The following is a 21,305-nucleotide window of genomic DNA, read 5'->3' on the forward strand; positions in this document are numbered from 1 at the left end:
AGGAGTGCTGTCACATGGTTGATATCACCAATACGCTGGGCGGGGTCAGTACGACAAGCCAGACATCGGGCACGAGCACGACCCCGAAGAAAGAGCTGGATCAGGCGTCATTCCTGAAACTGCTCACCATGCAGCTTTCATATCAGGACCCGTTCAAACCGGTTGATAACGCCCAGACGCTGTCGCAGATGACCTCCATGTCGACGTCGGATGCCATCAACCAGCTGTCGACCCAGATGGGGAGCCTCAACGACCTGATGACCTCCAGCCAGGCGCTGCAGGCGTCGTCTCTGGTGGGGCAGAGCGTCCTTATTCCCTCGGACACCGGTTATCTCGATACAGATGGCCAGGTTTCCGGTGTGGCGGCCGTCGGTGGGCAAAAGCTTTCCAACCTCAAGATCACGGTCGAGGATGAAAAGGGTCAGGTCATCAAGGACTTCGTCATCAATGGTGAGCAGCAGGGCAACGTGCCGTTCACCTGGGATGGTACCGACAAGGATGGCAAGCCTGCTCCAGCCGGCAAATACAAGTTCAAAGTCAGTGGTACCGATGCCAGTGGCAAGTCAGAGAGCATACCTGCACTGACTTACGGCCAGGTAGAGAGTGTGACCCTGGGGAGCTCGGCTTCTCCCACCAGGGTACAACTCAAAGGGCTTGGGTCCATCCTGCTGACGGATATCCTGGAGATCTCCGGCACCAAGAGCAAACCTGAAACAACCCCTACGCAACCAACTACACCTAATTCCTCAGCAGTGATTTAAGGAGCTGAACATGTCATTTAACAACGCTTTAAGTGGTGTCAACGCGGCACAGAAAGACCTTAACGTCACCGCTAACAACATCGCTAACGTCAACACTACCGGCTTCAAGGAATCACGTGCCGAGTTTGCTGACGTCTATGCCAACTCCATCTTCGTCAACGCCAAGACCCAGGTCGGCAACGGTGTGGCAACCGGTGCGGTGGCGCAGCAGTTCCACCAGGGGGCACTGCAGTTCACCAACAACTCGCTGGACCTGGCCATCCAGGGCAACGGTTTCTTCGTGACCTCGGACGGGCTGACCAACCTGGATCGCACCTACACTCGTGCCGGGGCTTTCAAGCTCAACGAAAACAGCTACATGGTCAATAACCAGGGCCACTATCTGCAAGGCTACGAGATCAACGATGACGGCACCCCCAAGGCGGTGAGCATCAATGCGACCAAGCCGATCCAGATCCCGGATCGGGCCGGTGAGCCGGTTCAGACCAGCAAGATAGAGGCGAGCTTCAACCTGCCTTCAACCGCGACCCCGCTGCCGGCGGGTGGTACGGCAGCCGTGCCTCCAGCCATTCCGGCGGATGCGTCGACTTTTGATCCGAAAGATTCGAAAACCTACTCATCCTCGACCTCGGTGGTGGTTTACGACTCGCTGGGTGAACCCCATACCATCACCCAGTACTTCATCAAGGAGGCCGATCCGGCCGATCTGACCAAACCAGCGGATCCCACCTCTTGGCGCATGTACCTGTATGAAGGGGACAAACCCATCGACATCGCCGGTGGCTCTGCCCCGACCATGGCGGCAGGCCTGAGCCAGGCCCCGTTGGGTGCCCGTATCCAGTTCGGCGCCGATGGCAAGATGATCACCCCGACCAGCCCTGCCGTCATCACGACTGAAGCGCTGGGTGCCGGTGGTGCCGGTATCATCACCAACGGTGCCGATCCGACCCAGCAGGTGGAGATCAAGCTGGGCACCATCACCCAATATGCCTCGCCGTTCGAAGTCAACAAGTTGACACAGGATGGTTCCACCGTCGGTCGCCTGACCAAGGTCGAAATCACTCCGGATGGCATCGTCTCCGCCACCTACAGCAACGCGACCACGGTCAAGGTCGCCATGGTGGCCATGGCCAAGTTTGCCAACTCCCAGGGGCTGACTCAGGTGGGGGACACCTCCTGGCGTCAATCCCTGCTCTCCGGCGATGCGTTGCCCGGTACGCCCAACTCGGGTACCTTCGGTAGCATCAAGTCTTCGGCACTGGAGCAGTCCAACGTCGACCTGACCAACGAGCTGGTGGACCTCATCACGGCGCAGCGCAACTTCCAGGCCAACTCCCGTTCGCTGGAAGTCAACAGCTCACTGCAGCAGACCATATTGCAGATCCGCTGATCTCTCTGATAGCGAGGCGCCTTTAGGCGCCTCGCGCTTTTCTGTCCCGCCTTCGACTATCCGCAAATCATCCCGTCACCGAGCCAAATTCACGCTGTTGGCATCCAAATTGCAGTTATCCCCTCAGAGTCATCTGTTTGACGGAGGATCCCATGGATCACCTGCTTTACATCGCCATGTCCGGGGCCAAGGAGAACATGAACAGCCTGGCTGTTCGTGGCAACAACCTGGCCAACGCCAACACCATCGGCTTCAAGTCTGATTTTGAGCAGGCCAGAAGCATGCAGGCGTTTGGCGAAGGCTTGCCGTCACGGGTATTTGCCATGACGGAGCGGCCGGGCCAGAACCTGCAACACGGCATGCTGATGACGACCGGGCGGGATCTGGACGTGGCCGTGGATGGCCCGGGCTGGATTGCGGTACAGGACCCTAAGGGGGGAGAGGCCTTTACCCGCATGGGTAACCTCCAGGTGAGTGCCACGGGCAATCTGCAGACCTCGACCGGGCTCAACGTCGTGGATGACGGTGGCCGCCCCATCGTGCTGCCGATGCCAATGGAAAAGATCGAAATCAACCGGGATGGCACCATCAGTGGCCGTCCCGAAGGGGCCGCCGCCAACCTGCCGGAGGATTTCCAGCGGATCAAGCTGGTCAACCCGGCCGCCGATGCGGTGGAGAAAGGGCAGGATGGCCTGTTTCGCCGCAAGGATGGCCAGAACGAGGCGGCCTCCGCCAATGTCGGCCTGATTGCCGGCTCCCTCGAGGGGAGCAACGTCAATGTGGTTGACGAGATGACCAACCTGATCCGGCTGCAACGTCAGTTCGAAACCCAGGTCAAAATCATGAAGACGGCCGAGGAAAATGACGAGGCCCAAACCCAGCTGCTGCGTATCAGCTAATCAAGGAGTTTTACATGAATCCTGCACTCTGGATCAGCAAGACCGGGTTGGATGCCCAGCAGACCAACATCTCGGTCACCTCGAACAACCTGGCGAACGCCAGCACCGTCGGCTTCAAGAAGTCGCGGGCCATCTTCGAGGATCTGCTCTATCAAAACATCAACCAGCCAGGTGGCCGCTCCTCGGCGGATACCGAACTCCCCTCCGGCCTGATGCTGGGGGCCGGTGCCAAGGTGGTAGCGACCCAAAAAAACCACAGCCAGGGCAACGTCCAGACCACCGATAACTCGCTGGACCTGATGATCAGCGGCCGCGGCTATTTCGAAATCCAGCTGCCGGATGGTAGCGCCGCCTATACCCGTAATGGTCAGTTCACCCTGAACGACGAGGGGACCATTGTGACCCCGGGCAACGGTTATCCCCTGCAGCCCGAAATCCAGATCCCGCAGGATGCCCAGAGCGTCACCGTGGGGGAGGATGGCCAGGTCTCGGTCCAGCTCAAGGGCGATGGTGCTTCCCAGGTGGTGGGCCAGATCAATATCTCGGATTTCGTCAACTCCACCGGCCTGCAGCCGATGGGGGAGAACATGTTTGTCGAGACCCAGTCCAGCGGCGCGGCCATTCAGGGTACCGCCGGGGCTGACGGGATCGGGGTGATCAAACAGGGCATGCTGGAGACCTCCAACGTCAACGTGACCGAGGAGCTGGTCAATCTCATCCAGGCACAGCGTGTCTACGAGATGAACTCCAAGGTGCTCTCCGCCGTCGATTCTATGACGTCCTTCCTGATCCAGCGAACCTAATTAGGAGGTCCAGAATGAAAGCCGTATGGATGCTGGGATTACTGGTGCTGGGGGGCTGCTCGTCCACGCCCTATACACCCAGACCGGATGACCCCGAGTTTTCTCCCGTCTACGGGGAGTCGGAGCCGGTATCGGTCAAACCCACCGGAGCCATTTTTCAACCGGATCAGGTCAATGGCATCTATTCGGACATCAAGGCGCACAAGGTGGGTGACATCATCACCATCGAACTCGCCGAATCGACCTCGGCGTCCAAGAAGGCCAACACCCAGAGTGGCAAGGACAACAAGTTCAACCTGGATACCGTCACCCTGGGTGGCGTGCCGGTGACGGCCAGCCCCTACGATCTCTCCGCCAACATCGGCCAGAACAGCGCCTTCAAAGGGCAGGCCAAGGCGGATCAGAGCAACAGCCTGCAAGGCAACATCTCGGTCAGCGTGGCCAAGGTGCTACCCAATGGCAACCTGCTGGTGCGGGGCGAGAAGTGGATCATGCTCAACAACGGCAACGAATATATCCGCATCACGGGTCTCATCCGTCCCGAGGATGTCTCCTCGGAGAACAGCGTCTCCTCCCAGAAGGTGGCGAATGCCCGCATCTATTACGGCGGCACCGGTGATCTGGCCAATAGCCAGGAGCAGGGATGGCTCACCAGCTTTTTCAATGGTCCCTGGTGGCCGCTCTAGGAGATGTTATGAAGTCACTGCGTCTTGTGGCCCTGCTCTGCTGCCTGTTGCCTCTGGGGGCGGCCTACGCCGCCCGCATCAAGGACATCAGCTCGGTGGAAGGGGTGCGTAGCAACCAGCTGATCGGCTATGGCCTGGTGGTGGGCCTGCCCGGTACCGGCGAGAAGAACAACGCCTTCACCGAGCAGACCTTCCGTACCATGCTGAACAATTTCGGCATCAAGGTACCGGACAACATCAAGCCCAAGATCAAGGACGTGGCGCCGGTGGCCATCCATGCCGATCTGCCCCCCTTCTCCAAGCCGGGGCAGACCATAGACGTGACCGTTTCCGCCATCGGCGAGGCCAAGAGCCTGCGTGGCGGTACCCTGCTGCAGAGCTTCCTCAAGGGGTTGGATGGCCGGGTTTATGCGGTCGCCCAGGGCAGCTTGGTGGTTGGCGGTCTGGGGGCAGAGGGGGCCGATGGTTCCAAGGTGGTAATCAACACCCCGACCGTGGGACGTATCGCCAATGGCGCCACCGTGGAGCGGGAGGTACCGAACTCCTTCAGCCAGGGGGATACCATCACCTTCAACCTCAATCGCCCGGACTTCACCACCGCTCGCCGCCTGGCGGACGTAGTCAACGATCTGGTCGGCCCCAATACGGCCCAGGCCCTCGATGCGACCTCGGTGCAGGTCTATGCGCCGCGGGATCCAGGCCAGCGCGTCTCCTATCTCGCCACCATCGAGAACCTGGAGGTGGATCCGGCCAACGAGGCGGCCAAGATCATCGTCAACTCCCGCACCGGTACCATCGTCATCGGCAGCGAGGTACGCCTCAAGCCGGCCGCCGTCAGCCATGGCGGCCTGACGGTCACCATCGCGGAAAACCAGCAGGTGTCCCAGCCCAATCCGCTCTCCGGCGGCCAGACGGCGGTCACCAACAACTCCACCATCAATGTGCAGCAGGCCGAGGGACGCATGTTCAAGCTGGATACCGGTGCGACCCTGGACGATCTGGTGCGGGCCGTGAATCAGGTCGGGGTGGCCCCCGGCGATTTGATGGCGATCCTCGAGGCGCTGCAGCAGGCGGGTGCCATCGAGGGCCAACTGGTCATATTGTAACAAGCGGCAAGGGGTTGCCGTGGGCGGCAATGAGGTATGAGAAATGGCAGAATTTGACAGCAACAGCGGCATGAATCTCGGGGTCGTACAGGATATCCAGAACCTGGATCGCCTGCGCCAGATGAGCCAGAGCGAGAGCAAGGAGGGGAAAGCAGAAGCGCTGCAAGCCGCCTCCCGTCAGTTCGAGTCCATCTTTACCCAGATGCTGTTCAAGGGGATGCGCCAGGCCAACCAGGTGCTGACCCAGGACAACCCCATGAGCAGCAGCTATACCCAGTTCTATGAGGGGATGCTCGACGAACAGCGGGTCGCCGACATGTCCAGCAAGGGCGGCCTGGGGCTGGCCAACATGGTGGCCAAACAGCTTTCGCCCGAGACCTTCACCCACAGCGATGGCCGCATCCTCAAGATGCCCCAGCGTACCGAGCGGGTCTACAAGCCCTATCAGCCGCCCACCGCTGCCGCCAATGATTTGATTGAAGCCTCAAAAGTTGGCAAAGATTTTGCTGAAAAGGAGATGGCGCAAGAGAAACGTGACCTTGCCGCGCCGCGCCGGACTCACCGCACCGTGCCTCCGATGGGGCCCAGACACAGCGCTGGCGCGACTGCGCAGGATGGCAGCCAGGGTTTTGACACTCCGCAGGAGTTCGTCAACCGCCTGATGCCGCTGGCCAAGAAGGCGGCCGACAAGCTGGGCCTGAGCCCGGCGGTGTTGGTGGCCCAGGCTGCCCTCGAGAGTGGCTGGGGCAAGCGGGTGATCCGGGATGGCGAAGGCCAGATAACCCATAACCTGTTCGGCATCAAGGCCGATCCGCGCTGGCAGGGGCCGAAAACCGTGGTCAGCACGCTGGAGTATGAGCAGGGAGTGGCCTCGCGCCAGAAGGCGGCCTTCCGTTCTTACGAATCGTTTGAAGAGAGCTTCAACGACTACGTGGATTTCCTCACCTCGGGCACCCGCTACAAGGGGGCGCTGGCCAAGGTGGACAGTCCGGACCGCTACTTTGAAGCCTTGCAGCAGGCGGGATATGCCACGGATCCCCACTATGCCAGGAAACTGAAACAGGTATTGCGCAGCGATGCCATTGCCCAATACAACGAAAGGGAGCTGTAACGTATGGCAAGCGATCTGCTTGGAATTGGTACCTCGGGCGTGCTGGCACAGCAACGCCTGCTGCAGACCACCAGCAACAACATAGTCAACATCAACAGCCAGGGCTATGTGCGCGAGCGGACGCTGGTTTATACCAATTCCATCGGATTGGGCACGGGGGACATGGTGACCGAGCGGATCATCAACAGCTATGCCCAGGGGGAGATGCGCCGGGACACCTCAGCCTATCACGCCTCCGCCACCCGCTTTGAACAGCTCTCCACCGTTGACGGCCTGCTCGGGGATACCAGCAACAGCGTCGGCACGGCCATTACCTCCTACTTCAAAGCGTTTCACACCGCCAACGAGTCCCCTGCCGAGATTGGCGGGCGCAAGACCACCATGACCGAACTCGGCAATCTGGTGAACCGCTTCCACACCCTCTCCGGTCAGTTCGACACGCAGATGGATACCATCAACAAGCGCATCGAGGACGAGACCAAGCAGGTCAACAGCCTGCTCAACAGCATCAATGATCTCAACCAGGCCATCCTGCGCACCCAGGGCTCTCCCGAAGAGAACCTGATGCTGTTCGATCAGCGAGACGAGGCCATTCGCCAGCTTTCTGAAAAGATGGACATCCGCACCGTGCCCCAGGCCAATGGCAGCATGCTGGTCAACCTCAGCACCGGTCATTCGCTGGTGCTCGACGGCGGCGTGGCCCAGTTCCAGACGGTGGCCGGCGATCCGGACTCCCGCTCCCTGGAGCTCAAGCTGACCATGGGCAAGAATGAGGCCGATATCGACCACACCATCTTTGGCGGCGCCCTGGGCGGTCTGTTTGCCGCCCGCGACGATCTGGAACCGACCCAGCGTGAGCTGGGCCAGCTGGCGGTCGCCATGGCCGATGCCATGAACCGCCAGAACCACCTCGGCATGGATCTGGACAACGAGATCGGCGGCGACATCTTCTCCCTGCCCAGCAGCAAGGGGTTGCCCTACAGCGACAACGCCGGGTCGGCGGGGGCCACGGTCAACTTCGTGCCCGGCAAGGGGGGGGAGGTGACCACCTTCGATTACGAGATCCAGTTCAGCAGTGCGACCGGATACGAGGTTTTCTCCCTGGACAAGGACGGCAACCGTACCTCCATCACCACGGGCACAACACCGCCGACGACCTTCGAGATCCCGGGCCATGGTCTTTCGGTGGATCTCACCGGAGCGCCTGCCGCCGGTGACAAGCTGCTACTGCAACCAACCAAACATGCCGCGGCCGGGGTGGAGCAACTGATCACCCGGCCCGAAGATCTGGCCCTGGCATCACCCCTCAAGGGGGACAAGGACAGCAACAACTTTGGCAGTGCCGAGATCAAGCTGAACGGCATTTTCAACACCGGGGCCGGCTCGAGTTTTACCGCCAACAGCCTGGATCCGGCCGCGCCCCAGGTCATCAAGATCGACAGTGCCGGCAACTACGAAGTCTACGCAAAGGACGGCACCACCCTGATCGGGGTGGCCCCCGCCTCCAGCAAGGGGCAGAACCTGATGGGCTCCATCGTCAACCCCTTCCCGGCGGGCACGCCTGTCTACAGCGATCCCAAGCAGACGCCGGGCTATGAGTTCAGCATCACTGGAACGGTCGAGCCCAAGGATACCTTCACCATCAGCTACAACGAGGATGGCTTTGCCGACAACAGCAACGGCCTGGCGCTGGCCGAGCTGCAGAACAAGGATCTGGTGCGCAAGAGCAGCAGCGGCAATACCAGCAACGACAAGATGACTTTCAACGAAGCCTATTCCGGCCTGGTGATGGGGGTGGGGAACAACACCAGTCAGGCGCGTACCCAGCTCAAGGCCAATGAGGCCAAGCTTATCCAGAGTTCCGGCATCTACGAAAGCGTGTCAGGGGTCAACCTGGAGGAGGAGGCGGCAAACCTGATCCGCTTCCAGCAATCCTATGCCGCCTCGGCCCAGGTGGTCAGCACGGCCAAGACCATCTTCGACACCCTGCTCTCTTCCGTGAGGTAAGTTCATGCGTATCACCACCAACATGATTTACAACCGCAGCCTCAGCTCACTGAACAACGCCAACGAACGGATCGCCAACGCCTATGAGCAGTTGCAGACCGGCAACAAGTTCAAGACGGCGGGGGAGGATCCCTCCGGCATGAGCCAGAAGATGGCCCTCACCAAGGAGATCGATCTGTTCAAGCAGTACGGGGTCAACGGCAGTCTGCTGGAGAACAGCCTGGGTCACGAGGAGACGGTGCTGAGCTCCATCAACACCGCCATGATGAGCGCCCAGACCCTGATCCAGAAGGCCAACAACTCGGCGGTCAGCTTCGATGACCGCAAGGCCATCGCCAGCGAGCTGGAAGGGCTGCAACAGCAGATCTTCGACCTGATGAACAGCAAGAACTCCCAGGGGGAGTACATCTTCGGGGGCAACCAGAGCAAGAACCAGCCCTTCATCAAGGATGCGAGCGGCAACTATGTGTTTCAGGGAGACACGGGTCAGCGCAACATCCAGGTCTCGCCCACCGTCGAGATCGCGGCCAACGACTCGGGCCAGGGGTTGTTCCAGATCGTGGCCACCCGCCGTACCGCCAGCGCCACCACCGGCAATCTCAAGGTGGAGATCGCCGATCAGGGCAACTTCGACAGCTTCTACCGCAACAACTACGACTCTTCCCTGGCCAGCAACAAGTACACCATCACCACCACGGCGGGTACCCCGGATACCTACGAGATCCTGGATGCTGGAGGCAACCCGGTGCAGTCGGGGGATTATGTGGCGGGCAACAAGATCCCCTTCAACGGGATGGAGCTGACCCTGGATCTGCCGGCCGGCGGTGCCGCCCAGGAGCTGGTGCTGGATCCGCCGCAAAACGACAATATCCTGAACGGCATGTCGAACTTCATCAACGACCTGCGCGATCCTTCCATCACCCCGGAGAACTTCCAGCTGTCGGTGGCCGACGCGAGCGTGCACATGAACAACGCCCGCTTCAACATGGATCGCGGGCTGGGGGATCTCGGCAGCCGGATGAACAGCCTGGAGCAGGTGATGAACTCCAACGAGGGGCTCAGCACCCTCAATACCGAGGCGCGGGCCAAGGTCTCGGAAGCGGATCTCTACGATGTGATCTCGACTCTGGCCAAGGAGGACGCCGCCCTGAGCGCCTCCCAGCTCTCGTTCAGCAAGATAAGCCGCTTGACCCTGTTCGACTACATCCGCTGATGCATGAAATAACAAAAGGCCCTTCGGGGCCTTTTGTTATCCCGCCTTACACCCAATCCGCCGACAATTGTAACAAGCTGTTGCGTATGGCTATTTTTGCCGCGCCCTGGGTTGACCCCTCTGGCCGATTGGCTGATCATGCCGCCCGCACAACAGGGGTTGTGCGTCTTATTTGCAGCATCTCGTTAGGCGAGGCTCCTGTATAAACACAGGCCACTGATCTCACGACGTCCAGAGACGCCCAAGATCAGGACAGTTTTCATCGGATTAAGGTGTCAACCCAAGTGGCTTCCGGCATGCCGGATACGTTATGCAGTGCTAAAGCTGGTACGTGGGGATGATGACACGCCGAACGGCGTCATTTCCTGCCTATTACTCGTCCATCAAATTGCTGTTTTCTTGTCGTCGCATCCGGCGCTCTGCCGGATGTGTTCAGGCTTGCCTGAAATCACATGAGGATATCTGTGATGAAGAAAACACACACCCTTCTCAATCGTCATCAACTGCTCGATCTGGCGGCCCTGCAGGGCTGGCTGGCGCACAATCTGGATCCGGTCCAGCGCGCCGATCAACTGCTGACCCTGAAGGCCGAAGAGCTCAACTGTGTCTTTGACACCCTGCCGGTCACGCAAGGGGGCGCCCTGCTGGGGGCGCTGCCGGCGGAGAGTGCCGGCAACCTGCTGCTGAGGTTGCATGGCAGCATAGTCAGCGTGCTGCAGGAGGCTATCCCCCGCCGGGAGATGGCGACCATATTGCGCAAACTGGGCCGCAAGGATCGCCCCCGGTTGCTCGAGCGTTTTCCGGCGCAGGCCAGGGAGATGTACGAGGCCCTGCTGGATTGGCCCACCGAATCGGTAGGGGCCAACATGCGCCAGGAGTATCTGGCGGTGCGGGAAGCCGACTCTGCAGGCCGGGCCCGGCAACTGCTCCACGATGCCTGGGACAACGCCAGGCTGTTTCGCCAAATCTACGTCGTCAACGGGGAGGGCAAACTTCTGGGGAGCATTTCCCTCAAGGCGCTGTTGATCGCCGATCCGCAGGCGAGCGTGGCGACCCTGATGGACAGGGAAGCGGTGCGGATCAATGCACGGGCGGATCAGGAGCTGGCGGCGCGCCTGCTGATCGACCGTGACCTCCAGGTATTGCCGGTGGAGGATAGAGGGCGCCTGGTGGGGATCTTTCACCTCGACGATGCCGCCGACATTCTGGAGCGCGAATCCACCGAGGATGCCGAGATGCAGGGGGGCTCATCGCCCCTCGATACCTCCTATCTGCAGGCGACCCCCTGGCAGCTGTGGCGCAAGCGGGTGGGTTGGCTGCTGGTCCTGTTCGTGGCTGAAGCTTACACCGGCACCGTATTGCGGGCGTTTGAAGAGCAGTTGGAGGCGGTCATCGCCCTGGCCTTCTTCATTCCGCTGCTCATCGGCACCGGTGGCAACAGTGGCACCCAGATCACCACCACGATCGTGCGTGCCATGGCAGTGGGGGAGGTGAGCCTGCGCAATCTGGGCTCGGTACTGAGAAAGGAGCTATCCACCGGTGTGCTGATTTCCCTGGCCATCGCGCTGGCCGCCTGGGTGCGGGCCTGGAGCCTGGGGGTTGGGCCCGAGATTGGACTGGTGGTGACCCTGACCATCATCGCCATCGTGCTGTGGAGTGCCACTGTCGCTTCGGTGATCCCCATGGTGCTGCGTCGTTTTAGGATCGATCCGGCCGTGGTGTCGGCGCCCTTCATCGCCACCCTGGTCGATGGCACCGGTCTCATCATCTACTTCGAAATTGCCAAGCTCTTGTTACCGCAACTGCAGGGGGCGTAAGCAAGAAGCCCATCAGCAAAAAGGCAGCCAGTGGCTGCCTTTTTGTTTTGCTGTGAGCGGCCGGTTTGTCAAGTGAGGTGAAACAGCAGGGGCCAGTCCTGTTCATTGCAGTAGCGCTGCTCTTTTTCCAAGTTTTGCATCAAGAGCCGGTTCTCCTCGCACCAGCTGGCGGGCAGGTTGACCACCAGTTGATCGCCGGCCGCCTGCACGTGCAGCTCGGGCAGCATGTCATCCTGGCGCTTGTGATGGGCCGCCACGGCGAGGCGCAGGATGCGGATGCAGCGCAGCACCGTCTGCTCGTCGTGGTTGGGCAGGGCGGGTAGCTCGGCGAGCTTGAGCCCTTTGCGCTGGAAGCGTACCAGCGCCGCCAGCAGGGCCTGATCGTCCTGGTTGAAGCCGGGCAAGTCGGTGTGCTGCAGGATATAGGCGGAGTGGCGATGGATGCCGCTGTAGTTGATGGCAAGGCCAATCTCGTGCAGCCGCGCCGCCCAGCCGAGGATGGCGCGATAAGGTTCGGTCGGCATCTGCCAGGGCGCTTGCAGGGCATCGAACAGGGCCAAGACACTCTGCTCGACCCGGGCGGCCTGCCTCTTGTCCATCTTGTAGTGCAGGCCGAGAGCCTGGGCGGTGCGCTCGCGAATGTCGTGGTGCTGCAGCCGTTCCTCGAATTCATAGAGCAAGCCTTCGCGCAGGGCGCCGTCGGAGTACTCCATCCGCTCGATGGGCAGTGAGGTAAAGAGCCCGAGCAGGATGGCCACCGCGGCGGCGAACACCTCCTGGCGCTCCTCCGAAAGGCCGCTCAGCTTGAGATTGTCCACCCGCTTGCGTTCAATCATCTCGGCCTTGAGTCGCTCCAGCCCCGCCAGGGTGATGCCGCCGTCGGTCCAGCCTTCCCCTTGCAGCACGTCCCGCACGGTGCGGATCGATCCCGAGCTGCCGAGGCAGCTCTGCCAGCCGAGCTTGCGGTACTGGTTGATGATGGGGGCGAGCTGGTGCTGGGCCTCCAGCACGGCGCTGGTGAAGGCCTTCTCGGTGAGCTTGCCGCCGGCAAAGAAGCTCTGGGTAAAGCTGACGCAACCCATCTTGCGGCTGGTGAGCGCCTTGTGTTCGAACCCCTCGCCGACGATGAGCTCGGTGCTGCCGCCGCCGATGTCTACCACCAGCACCTGACCCTCGATGTGCTGGGTATGGGCGACCCCCTGATAGATGAGGCGCGCCTCCTCCTGACCGCTGATGATCTCGATGGGGTGGTTCAGCACCTTGGCCGCCTCGCTCACAAACTCGCGGGCGTTGCTGGCGCGGCGCAGGGTATAGGTGCCGGCGATGCGGATATGCTCCGGCCTGATGTTGGTGAGCCGCTCGGCAAACAGCGCCAGGCAGGCGAGGCCGCGGGCCATCGCCTCCGGACTCATCCGCTTTTGCTCATCCATCCCTTCCGCCAGCCTCACCCGTTCCTTGATGCGATCGACGATGCGAAAGCGCCCCTCCGAGAGGTGGGCGATCACCATGTGAAAACTGTTGGAGCCGAGATCCACGGCGGCATACAGACTATTGTCCATTGTTGGCCTCGATACGTTTGAGGTAGTCGTAAATCGCGACCTGGGAGCGGATCTTGCGGCGGTTGCCCCGCTTCACGTATTCGTTCTTCTGGTCGGCATCGATGACCCGCGCCTTGCAGGTGTCGCTCAGTTGCAGCTCGAGAATATCGAGGATGCGCTGCTTGAGCCGCTCGTCATAGATGGGGGTGCCCACCTCGATCCGCCCGTCGATGTTGCGGCTCATCCAGTCGGCGCTGGAGATGTAGAGCTGGGGATTGCCCTTGTTGTGAAACACCATCACCCTCGGGTGTTCGAGGAAGCGGTCGATGATGCTGATGACCCGGATGTTGTCGCTAAGACCCGGCACACCCGGGCGCAGGGCGCACATGCCGCGGATGATCATCTGGATGGGCACCCCGGCCTGGCTGGCGGCATAGAGCCGGTTGATGAGGTCTCTGTCCACCAGGTTGTTGATCTTGAGAGTGATGCCGCTGGGCTGGCCCGCCTTGGCGTTGGCCAGTTCGTTGTCGATCATCCGGTAGAGCTGGCGGCGGCTGTTGATGGGGGAGACAAGCAGGTGGTTGAACTTGTAGCGCCGGTAGGGGTATTCGATGTACTCGAACACGCTCTCCACCTCGGCGGTGATGTCCGGGTGGCGGGTCAGCAGGGAGAAGTCGGTGTAGATCTTGGCGGTCTTCTCGTTGAAGTTGCCGGTGCCGATGTGGGCATAGCGCACCGCTTCGCCATTTTCGTGGCGGGTGATGAGGCAGAGCTTGGAGTGGATCTTGAGGCTAGGTACCCCGAACACTACCTTGACTCCGGCATTGGTCAGGATATTGGCCCAGTCGATGTTGGCCGCCTCATCGAAACGGGCGCGCAGCTCCACCACTACCGTCACCTTCTTGCCGTTGTTGGCGGCATCGATGAGGGAGTGGATGATCCGCGACTTCTTGGCAACCCGGTAGATGTTGATGCGAATGGCACTGACTGCCGGATCGAACGCCGCCTGACGTACCAGCTCGGTGAAGTGGTGGAACTTGTGGTACGGGTAGTAGAGCAGTATGTCCTGCCTGGTGATGGCGTCGAAGGCGTTGACGAAACCGTCGAAGTCGCGGCACTCCAGGGCCGGCAGCTTGGGGTTTTCCAGATAGTCCCGTCCCACGTTGGGGAAGCCGATGAAATCCTTGAAGTTGTGATAGCGTCCGCCGGGCATGATGGCGTCGTAGGAGCTGATCTGCAGCTTGAGCTTGAGAAAACTTATCATGGCGGCCGGCATCTCACGCTCGTAGACGAAGCGTACCGGCATGGCGGTGAGGCGCTGCTTCAGGCCATCACTCATCTTGTCCACCAGGCTCAAGTCCAGCTGATCCGAGAGGTCATACTCGGCGTCGCGGGTCAGCTTGACCGCATAGGCGGCAATCTCGTCGTAATCGAAGAAGCCCTTGAATATCTCGTCGAGACAGAAGCGGATGACGTTGTCCAGGATGATGATCTGCTTCTTGCGCCGGGTGCCCTCCGGCGGCAGCTGGAAGAAGCGGGGCAGATCGTCGGTGGGTACCTCCACCAGGGCGTACTGGATCACCTGGCCATTCTTCTTCATCTCGATGGCCAGATAGGTGTACTCATCCTTGAGGAACTTGACCGGGTTGACCTCCTTGTTGAGCAGGATCGGGATGATGTGGCGCAACACCTTCTCCCGGAAAAAGACCCGCAGCCATTTCTGGATGTTCTCGGAGAGCTGGTTCTCGTTGACCAAGAAGATGTTGTGGCGGGCCAGCGCGATCAGCAGCTCCTTGTAGGTGTTGTCGAACGCCTCGCCAAGGGCCATCACCTTCTGCTGGATGGCCCGCAGCAACACCTTGGCTTCGTCATCGCCGCCGTGTACCTCGTTGATCAGGATGCGGCGCTTGACGTCAGATACCCGCACCTTGAAGAACTCGTCCTGGTTGGACGAGAAGATCCCGAGGAAGCGGACCCGCTCGATGAGGGGCACCGTCTTGTCCATCGCCTCTTGCAACACCCGTTCATTGAATGAGAGCCAGCTCAGCTCTTTCTCTTCATACAGCTTGTCGGTGCTCATCTTGTGCCTCTGTGTCGATCCGTTTTAGGGGCTGGTATGGCGTGAATATATGACAGTTCAATGACAAAAATATTACTCGCCAAACCCCTCGTCGATATCGACCACCAGATCGTCGGAGAGGGACTCCAGTGCGCCGATCAGGGTCTCCATTTCGAGCTCGTCGGGCAGGGCGACCAGCGCGTGGGCATAGAAGAGCGGAGCGCCGGAGTGGGGGGCCGGTTCACAGCCGGTGGTGAGGTCGGCCACGTTGATGTTGAGCTGGCGCAAGATGCTGGCCACCTCGTGGACAATACCGGGGCGATCGTTGCCGGTGACCGTCATCATCATCTGGTTGACTGGCTCTGCCGAGGGGGTTCCTTCGGCGAAGCTGATGGTGAGGCCTGGCAGCATGGCCAGCGCTTCGCACAGGCTGCGATAGTGCTCTTCGGGCACCGATACATGGAGGATACCGGCAAACTGGCCCGCTAATTCACTCATGGCACTGCCCAGCCAGTTGCCCTGCTCACGGCTGATGACGGCCGCCAGGCTTTCGACGATCCCGGGTTTGTCTGCACCGATCACGGTGACCACCAATTGCTTTTGCATCCTGCTCTCCTTGGAATGGTTTTTAGTCCGGCCGGGATGTCGTCGCGAGTGCAACGCCATCTCAACCGACCCTAGCATTGTGCCTGCTGTGGCAGGCCATATGAAGCCCCGTTCGCAGGCAAATGGACAAAAAGCGGGGCGTTTTGCTTATCCACCTCAATTGCCGGCTGCCTTGTGCCACGACGGCTGTGGTAGAGTGAGCGCCCTGTCGTGTCGTGAACTGGATCGCGTTTTCATGAATATCCTCATCCTTTCGGGTTTGCTGTTGCTGGCGCTGCTCGTGCTGGCGATCGTCTGGCGTCGGGGTCGGCGCCCGCAGCGTCTGCCCTATGAGCTGCAGGAGACCCTGCTAAACCCCGCCGAACGGGCCTTTCTCACCGTGTTGGAACAGGCGGCAGGGGAACAGGCCAGGGTCTTTGCCAAGGTGCCGGTGGTGGACGTGCTGGTGCCACAGGCCGCCCTTGGCAAGAACAAATGGCAGCAGTATGCAGGCAAGATAGGGGGCAAGCATTTTGATTACCTGCTATGCCATCCCGCCGATCTCTCTTTTGTCTGCGCCATCGAGCTCGATGAAAGCGGCCCCCGTCACCAGAAGCGCAAGGTGCGTGACAGCTTCCTGAAGGCGGCCTGTGACGGCGCCGGTTTTCCCCTGCTGCAGATCCCCGCAGGCAGCCACTATCTGGTGGAAGATCTGCGCGAGCAGCTTCAGCCGCTGTTGACCAAGAGGCGTGAACCGCAGGCCGATGAGCTGCTGCCCGGGGAGCGGCGAGAACCTACCTTCAACCCGTTGTTGCTCGATGGGGTCGATGTGGAAGGCAAAGAGCATAAGCGGGCTGCCCCCCTGGCCGGGCTGTCGTCAACCGAACCCGAGTTGGCTGTCACCAGGACAACCGTCGTGTCCGAGCCAGCAGAAGAGGAGCTGGCCGCTCTGCTGTTCGACGATCCGGAGGATGATGAGGAGCAAGACGTCCCCCACTGCCCTCGCTGCGATGCCCCGCTGGTGGAGCGGGAAGCCAAAAAAGGCCCTCATGCCGGCCGGCTATTTCTCGCCTGCAGTCGTTTTCCCGAGTGCCGTTACGCAGCTCCTCACCATTCCCGTCACTGAGCTTATCGGGAGTGCCGACACGGCCCGCCTGGCGGGCCGTTTTCCCCGTTTCTGCTTGCGCAAAAAAATCGTTGGCAAAATTTATCTTCTCCCCTCTTTGTGTCGATACACTTACCCTGACTACGACAATTTTTGACAATGTGTCGGATTTTTGGCACTTTGTGTGCCGCAAAGGAACCGTCAACGAGCGTTTTATAATCAAATAAAACAATAAGTTAGCTATGTAATCGCGAGAGGTGGATATGGTGGAGATGGGCGTGTTGATTGTTGATGCCGATGAAGCACGGCGTCAGCAATTGGAAACAGTGCTCTCGTTCATGGGGATCCCGTGGCAGGATGTGGCCGAAGGGGACCTCGACGTTGCCATCGAATCCGCCGGCCCGCTGCAGGGGGTATTGGTGGGTGAGCTGACGGAGCGCCCCTTGCCCGAGCTGCTGGCGGCCTTCCCCCGCACGCCGTTTCTCTCCCTGATCGATGCCGATCTCGACAACAGCAATTTCATCGGTGTGGCGCAGGCCCCCATCACTTACGAATCCCTCACTCGCCATCTGCATTTCTGTCAGGCGTTTGTCTCCCTGCATCCTCGCCAGCAGACCCACGATAAGGGGCAGGCCCCTGCTGCGCCTGCTGGTGGGCAAGGGCAAGGGGATCCAGGAGGTGCGCCGCCTCATCGGTCAGGTGGCCGAAACCGATGCCAACGTGCTGATCCTGGGGGAATCCGGGACCGGTAAAGAGGTGGTGGCGAGGGCCATCCACGAACTATCAACCCGCAGTGCTGGTCCCTTCGTGCCCATCAACTGTGGTGCCATTCCCGCCGAACTGCTCGAGAGCGAGCTGTTTGGCCACGAGAAGGGGGCCTTCACCGGTGCCATCGCCGCTCGCCGTGGTCGCTTCGAACTGGCTCAGGGAGGCACCCTGTTTCTTGACGAGATCGGCGACATGCCGATGCCGATGCAGGTCAAGCTGCTGCGGGTATTGCAGGAGCGGATGTTCGACAGGGTCGGCGGTGGCAAGCCCATCCAGGCCGATGTGCGTGTCATCGCCGCGACTCACCGGGATCTGGAGGCGATGATCCGCACCCAGGATTTTCGCGAGGATCTCTACTATCGCCTCAACGTCTTTCCCATCGAGACGCCGCCGCTGCGGGATCGCTGTGATGATATTCCCCTGTTGCTACAGGAGCTGCTCAACCGCCATGCGGAGCAGCACCAGGGCGTTATTCGCCTGACCCAGCGCGCCATGGAGTCCCTGATGCAGTACCCCTGGCCCGGCAATGTGCGCGAACTCTCCAACCTGCTGGAGCGCCTGCTCATCCTCTATCCGCACCAGATCGTCGATGTGGCGGACTTGCCGAGCCGTTACCGCCTGCTGCCCTGCGAGCCACGGGACGAGCGACTGACCGAGATGGACGAGCGCGATGCGCTGGCCGCCGTATTCCAGGACCCGCCAGAGCTGGATCACGCCTTCAGCTCGGCCCGCTCCATGCAGTTGCCGGAGGAGGGGGTCAATCTCAAGGAGATGCTGGCCGACCTCGAGGTGGAGCTGATCCGCCAGGCCCTGGAGTCCCAGGAGGGGGTGGTGGCTCGCGCCGCCGACTTGCTCGGCATGCGTCGTACCACCCTGGTCGAGAAGATGAAAAAGTACGGGATGAGCAAGGAGGGCTAAGGGTCAATGCCTTGACGCCTGTCTTTAATTCTTTGTTTTAATTGATTTAATTTAGTGGCATGAAAATTGAATGAGCTGACCAAATTGCCAGTTTGAGGTCAGCTTTATGACAATCTTGCAGCAGGACATGCCACTCCAGTCCCACGAAGTGAGCCAGCTCTACGCCATCTTCACGGCACTCCCCACCGGAGTGTTGCTGCTCGATGGCGCCGGGGTGATCACCCGGGCCAATCCGGCCGCGCTCTCCCTGCTGGGGGAGCCGCTGGAAGGGGAACTCTGGCGTCAGGTCATCGCTCGCTGCTTCGAGCCCCGGGAAGATGACGGCCACGAGATCTCCCTGCGCGATGGTCGCCGGGTCCAGCTCTCGACCCAGCCCCTGCCGGATCAGCCCGGCCAGCTGGTGTTCATCAACGATCTCACCGAGACCCGCAAGCTGCAGGATCGCGTCAACCACATGAAGCGGTTGTCGGCCCTTGGCAACATGGCCGCCTCGCTGGCCCACCAGATCCGCACGCCACTCTCTGCCGCCATGCTCTATGGCGCCAACCTGGCCAACCGTACCCTCAAGCCCGAATCCCGCAGCCAGTTTCAGCAAAAGCTGATGGACAGGCTCAAGGATCTGGAAAAGCAGATCAACGACATCCTGCTGTTTGCCCGCAACGGCGACAATCAGGTGGTCACCCCCATCTCGGTGCAGGGACTGATGGCCGAGGTACAGGCGGGGGCCGAGGCCTTCTGCCTGCAGCAAGGATGTGAGCTGCACATACAGGCGCCGGAGCCCGATCTCTGCCTGCTGGCCAACAGCAACGCGCTGTCGGGAGCCATCAACAACCTGATCGCCAACGCCCAGCAGGCGGGGGCCGATTCGCTTTTGGTGAGCGCGGTGCGCAGTGGTACCCGGGTGGAGATGCGCGTCATCGACAATGGCAAGGGGATCCCGAGCCATCAGCTCGGCCAGGTGTTCGAACCCTTCTTTACCACCCGCTCCCAGGGCACAGGCCTTGGGCTGGCGGTGGTGCAATCCGTCGTACGTGCCCACCAGGGGGAGGTCAGCGTGGCCTCCGTGCTTGGTGAAGGCACCTGTTTTACTCTGTCGTTCCCCCTGCATCAGCAGTCGGTGCAGCTTGGAGGTGTAGCATGACACAGGCCAGGATCCTGGTAGTTGAAGATGACAATGGCCTGCGCGAGGCGCTGGTGGATACCCTGCTGCTCGGCGGCTACGAGTGCCGTGAGGTGGACAGCGGCGAGCGGGCCCTGCTTGCCCTCTCGCGCCAGAACTTTGACATGGTGATCTCCGATATCCAGATGGGGGGCATGGATGGCCTGACCCTGCTGGCCACCATTCGTCAGCAATATCCGCAGTTGCCGGTCCTCCTGATGACCGCCTACGCCAACATCGACGGCGCGGTGCGCGCCATGCGCGAGGGGGCCATCGACTATCTGGCCAAGCCTTTTTCCCCCGAGGTGCTGCTCAATCAGGTCAGCCGTTACGTGCCGGCCCAGAAGGTGGAAAAACGCGCCGTGGTGTACGGGGATCCCAAGACCGCCGAGTTGTTCCAGCTGGCGACTCGGGTGGCCAGAAGCGAGGCGACCGTGATGGTGACCGGCCCGAGCGGTACCGGCAAGGAGGTGCTAGCTCGCTACATTCACGATAACTCCAGCCGCGCCGAGCAACCCTTCATCGCCATCAACTGTGCCGCCATTCCGGAAAACATGCTGGAGGCGACCCTGTTCGGTTACGAGAAGGGGGCCTTCACCGGCGCGGTGCAGGGGTGCCCGGGCAAGTTCGAGCAGGCCCAGGGAGGCACTTTGCTCCTTGACGAGATCACCGAGATGGATCTCGGGTTGCAGGCCAAGCTGCTGCGGGTACTGCAGGAGAAAGAGGTGGAGCGGCTCGGCAGTCGCAAGATGATCCCCCTCGATGTGCGGGTTATCGCCACCAGCAACCGGGATCTGAAAAAAGCGGTGCAGGACGGCCTGTTCCGTGAAGACCTGTACTACCGCCTCAACGTCTTTCCGCTGCGCTGGTTGTCCTTGTGCGAACGCCCCGGCGACATACTGCCGCTGGCGGAACACCTGCTGGCGCTGCATGCCAGCCAGCAGGGCTTGCCAACGCCACAACTGGAGGCCGACGCACGCGAGTGTCTGCTGGCTCACCCCTGGCCCGGCAATGTGCGCGAGCTCGACAACGTGGTGCAGCGTGCCCTCATCCTGAGTCCGGACGGCGTCATCGGCGAGGGGCATCTCATCCTGGAAGAGGTGGACGAGCAGGAGATGGGGGCCATGCCCGATCGCAGTTATGGCGGGGATCGCCTCGGCAGCGAGCTCAAACAGCAGGAGCACCAGATCATTCTCGACACCCTGCAGGACTGCAATGGCAGTCGCAAGGAGGTGGCCGACCGGCTCGGCATCAGCCCGCGTACCCTGCGCTACAAGCTGGCGCAGATGCGGGAGGCGGGGATCGACCTGCCTGCCTGAATGTAGGGGCTGTCATGGTCTTGCCGGCCCGGCTCGATTATCATGGGGCCCTTGGCGCTTT

Annotated in this window: 16 protein-coding genes, 1 pseudogene and 1 riboswitch; of the genes and pseudogenes, 14 read left to right on the forward strand and 3 right to left on the reverse strand. The window is 60.9% G+C overall.

Annotation, left to right across the window (positions count from 1 at the left end; genetic code table 11):
* Positions 1–14 precede the first annotated feature (14 nt).
* The 10 genes from I6L37_RS12575 (at position 15) to mgtE (ending at position 11,793) form a co-directional block, all read left to right on the forward strand.
* On the forward strand, positions 15–761 hold the full coding sequence (locus I6L37_RS12575; RefSeq protein WP_216992000.1) for a flagellar hook assembly protein FlgD: 747 nt from the start codon (positions 15–17) through the stop codon (positions 759–761).
* Positions 762–771: 10 nt separating this feature from the next.
* Entirely contained in the window at positions 772–2,151 is a 1,380-nt protein-coding gene (gene flgE / locus I6L37_RS12580) for a flagellar hook protein FlgE (protein WP_042071978.1), read from the forward strand.
* A 152-nt stretch (positions 2,152–2,303) separates the two neighbouring features.
* Positions 2,304–3,050, forward strand: a complete 747-nt coding sequence (gene flgF / locus I6L37_RS12585; RefSeq protein ID WP_026456462.1) for a flagellar basal-body rod protein FlgF — start codon at positions 2,304–2,306, stop codon at positions 3,048–3,050.
* 14 nt (positions 3,051–3,064) lie between these two features.
* Complete coding sequence (gene flgG / locus I6L37_RS12590) at positions 3,065–3,853, forward strand: flagellar basal-body rod protein FlgG (RefSeq protein ID WP_216992001.1); 789 nt, start codon at positions 3,065–3,067, stop codon at positions 3,851–3,853.
* 14 nt (positions 3,854–3,867) lie between these two features.
* Positions 3,868–4,539, forward strand: coding sequence for a flagellar basal body L-ring protein FlgH (gene flgH / locus I6L37_RS12595; protein WP_026456464.1), 672 nt, complete (start codon positions 3,868–3,870; stop codon positions 4,537–4,539).
* An 8-nt stretch (positions 4,540–4,547) separates the two neighbouring features.
* The gene (locus I6L37_RS12600; RefSeq protein WP_061475498.1) at positions 4,548–5,645 is read left to right on the forward strand and encodes a flagellar basal body P-ring protein FlgI; all 1,098 of its coding nucleotides are present in this window, start codon (positions 4,548–4,550) and stop codon (positions 5,643–5,645) included.
* 43 nt (positions 5,646–5,688) lie between these two features.
* On the forward strand, positions 5,689–6,756 hold the full coding sequence (gene flgJ / locus I6L37_RS12605; RefSeq protein ID WP_042025444.1) for a flagellar assembly peptidoglycan hydrolase FlgJ: 1,068 nt from the start codon (positions 5,689–5,691) through the stop codon (positions 6,754–6,756).
* A gap of 3 nt (positions 6,757–6,759) precedes the next feature.
* A complete protein-coding gene (flgK, locus tag I6L37_RS12610; RefSeq protein ID WP_216992002.1) occupies positions 6,760–8,763 on the forward strand; it encodes a flagellar hook-associated protein FlgK in 2,004 nt (667 codons plus the stop codon).
* 4 nt (positions 8,764–8,767) lie between these two features.
* Positions 8,768–9,976, forward strand: coding sequence for a flagellar hook-associated protein FlgL (flgL, locus tag I6L37_RS12615; RefSeq protein WP_124238183.1), 1,209 nt, complete (start codon positions 8,768–8,770; stop codon positions 9,974–9,976).
* A gap of 174 nt (positions 9,977–10,150) precedes the next feature.
* Positions 10,151–10,320, forward strand: a riboswitch (M-box (ykoK) riboswitch).
* Between the two features lie 123 nt (positions 10,321–10,443).
* Positions 10,444–11,793: a magnesium transporter gene (mgtE, locus tag I6L37_RS12620; RefSeq protein WP_216992003.1), complete on the forward strand. Its 1,350-nt coding sequence runs from the start codon at positions 10,444–10,446 to the stop codon at positions 11,791–11,793.
* 68 nt (positions 11,794–11,861) lie between these two features.
* On the opposite strand, the gene ppx is transcribed toward mgtE, so the two are convergent.
* The 3 genes from ppx to I6L37_RS12635 all read right to left on the reverse strand — a co-directional run bounded on the left by ppx (position 11,862) and on the right by I6L37_RS12635 (position 15,996).
* Positions 11,862–13,352 (reverse strand): exopolyphosphatase, encoded by a 1,491-nt coding sequence (gene ppx, locus I6L37_RS12625; protein WP_216992004.1) that lies wholly within the window; start codon positions 13,350–13,352, stop codon positions 11,862–11,864.
* Complete coding sequence (gene ppk1 / locus I6L37_RS12630; protein ID WP_026456854.1) at positions 13,342–15,411, reverse strand: polyphosphate kinase 1; 2,070 nt, start codon at positions 15,409–15,411, stop codon at positions 13,342–13,344. Before ppk1 ends, ppx begins: the two co-directional genes overlap by 11 nt.
* Positions 15,412–15,483: 72 nt before the next feature.
* Entirely contained in the window at positions 15,484–15,996 is a 513-nt protein-coding gene (locus I6L37_RS12635) for a glycine cleavage system protein R (protein ID WP_042025450.1), read from the reverse strand.
* 235 nt (positions 15,997–16,231) lie between these two features.
* Between I6L37_RS12635 and I6L37_RS12640 the strand changes: the two genes are divergently transcribed.
* From I6L37_RS12640 to I6L37_RS12655, 4 genes and pseudogenes are all read left to right on the forward strand, one after another.
* Positions 16,232–17,101, forward strand: a complete 870-nt coding sequence (locus tag I6L37_RS12640) for a DUF2726 domain-containing protein (protein WP_216992005.1) — start codon at positions 16,232–16,234, stop codon at positions 17,099–17,101.
* Between the two features lie 242 nt (positions 17,102–17,343).
* Positions 17,344–18,766, forward strand: a pseudogene (locus I6L37_RS12645) (sigma-54 dependent transcriptional regulator).
* A gap of 106 nt (positions 18,767–18,872) precedes the next feature.
* Positions 18,873–19,907, forward strand: coding sequence for a PAS domain-containing sensor histidine kinase (locus I6L37_RS12650; protein WP_216992007.1), 1,035 nt, complete (start codon positions 18,873–18,875; stop codon positions 19,905–19,907).
* Complete coding sequence (locus tag I6L37_RS12655; RefSeq protein ID WP_216992008.1) at positions 19,904–21,244, forward strand: sigma-54 dependent transcriptional regulator; 1,341 nt, start codon at positions 19,904–19,906, stop codon at positions 21,242–21,244. The genes I6L37_RS12650 and I6L37_RS12655 overlap by 4 nt, the downstream gene beginning before the upstream one ends.
* The last annotated feature ends 61 nt before the right edge of the window (positions 21,245–21,305 follow it).

This window comes from Aeromonas sp. FDAARGOS 1407 (genome assembly GCF_019048725.1).
GTDB classification, from domain to species: domain Bacteria; phylum Pseudomonadota; class Gammaproteobacteria; order Enterobacterales; family Aeromonadaceae; genus Aeromonas; species Aeromonas enteropelogenes.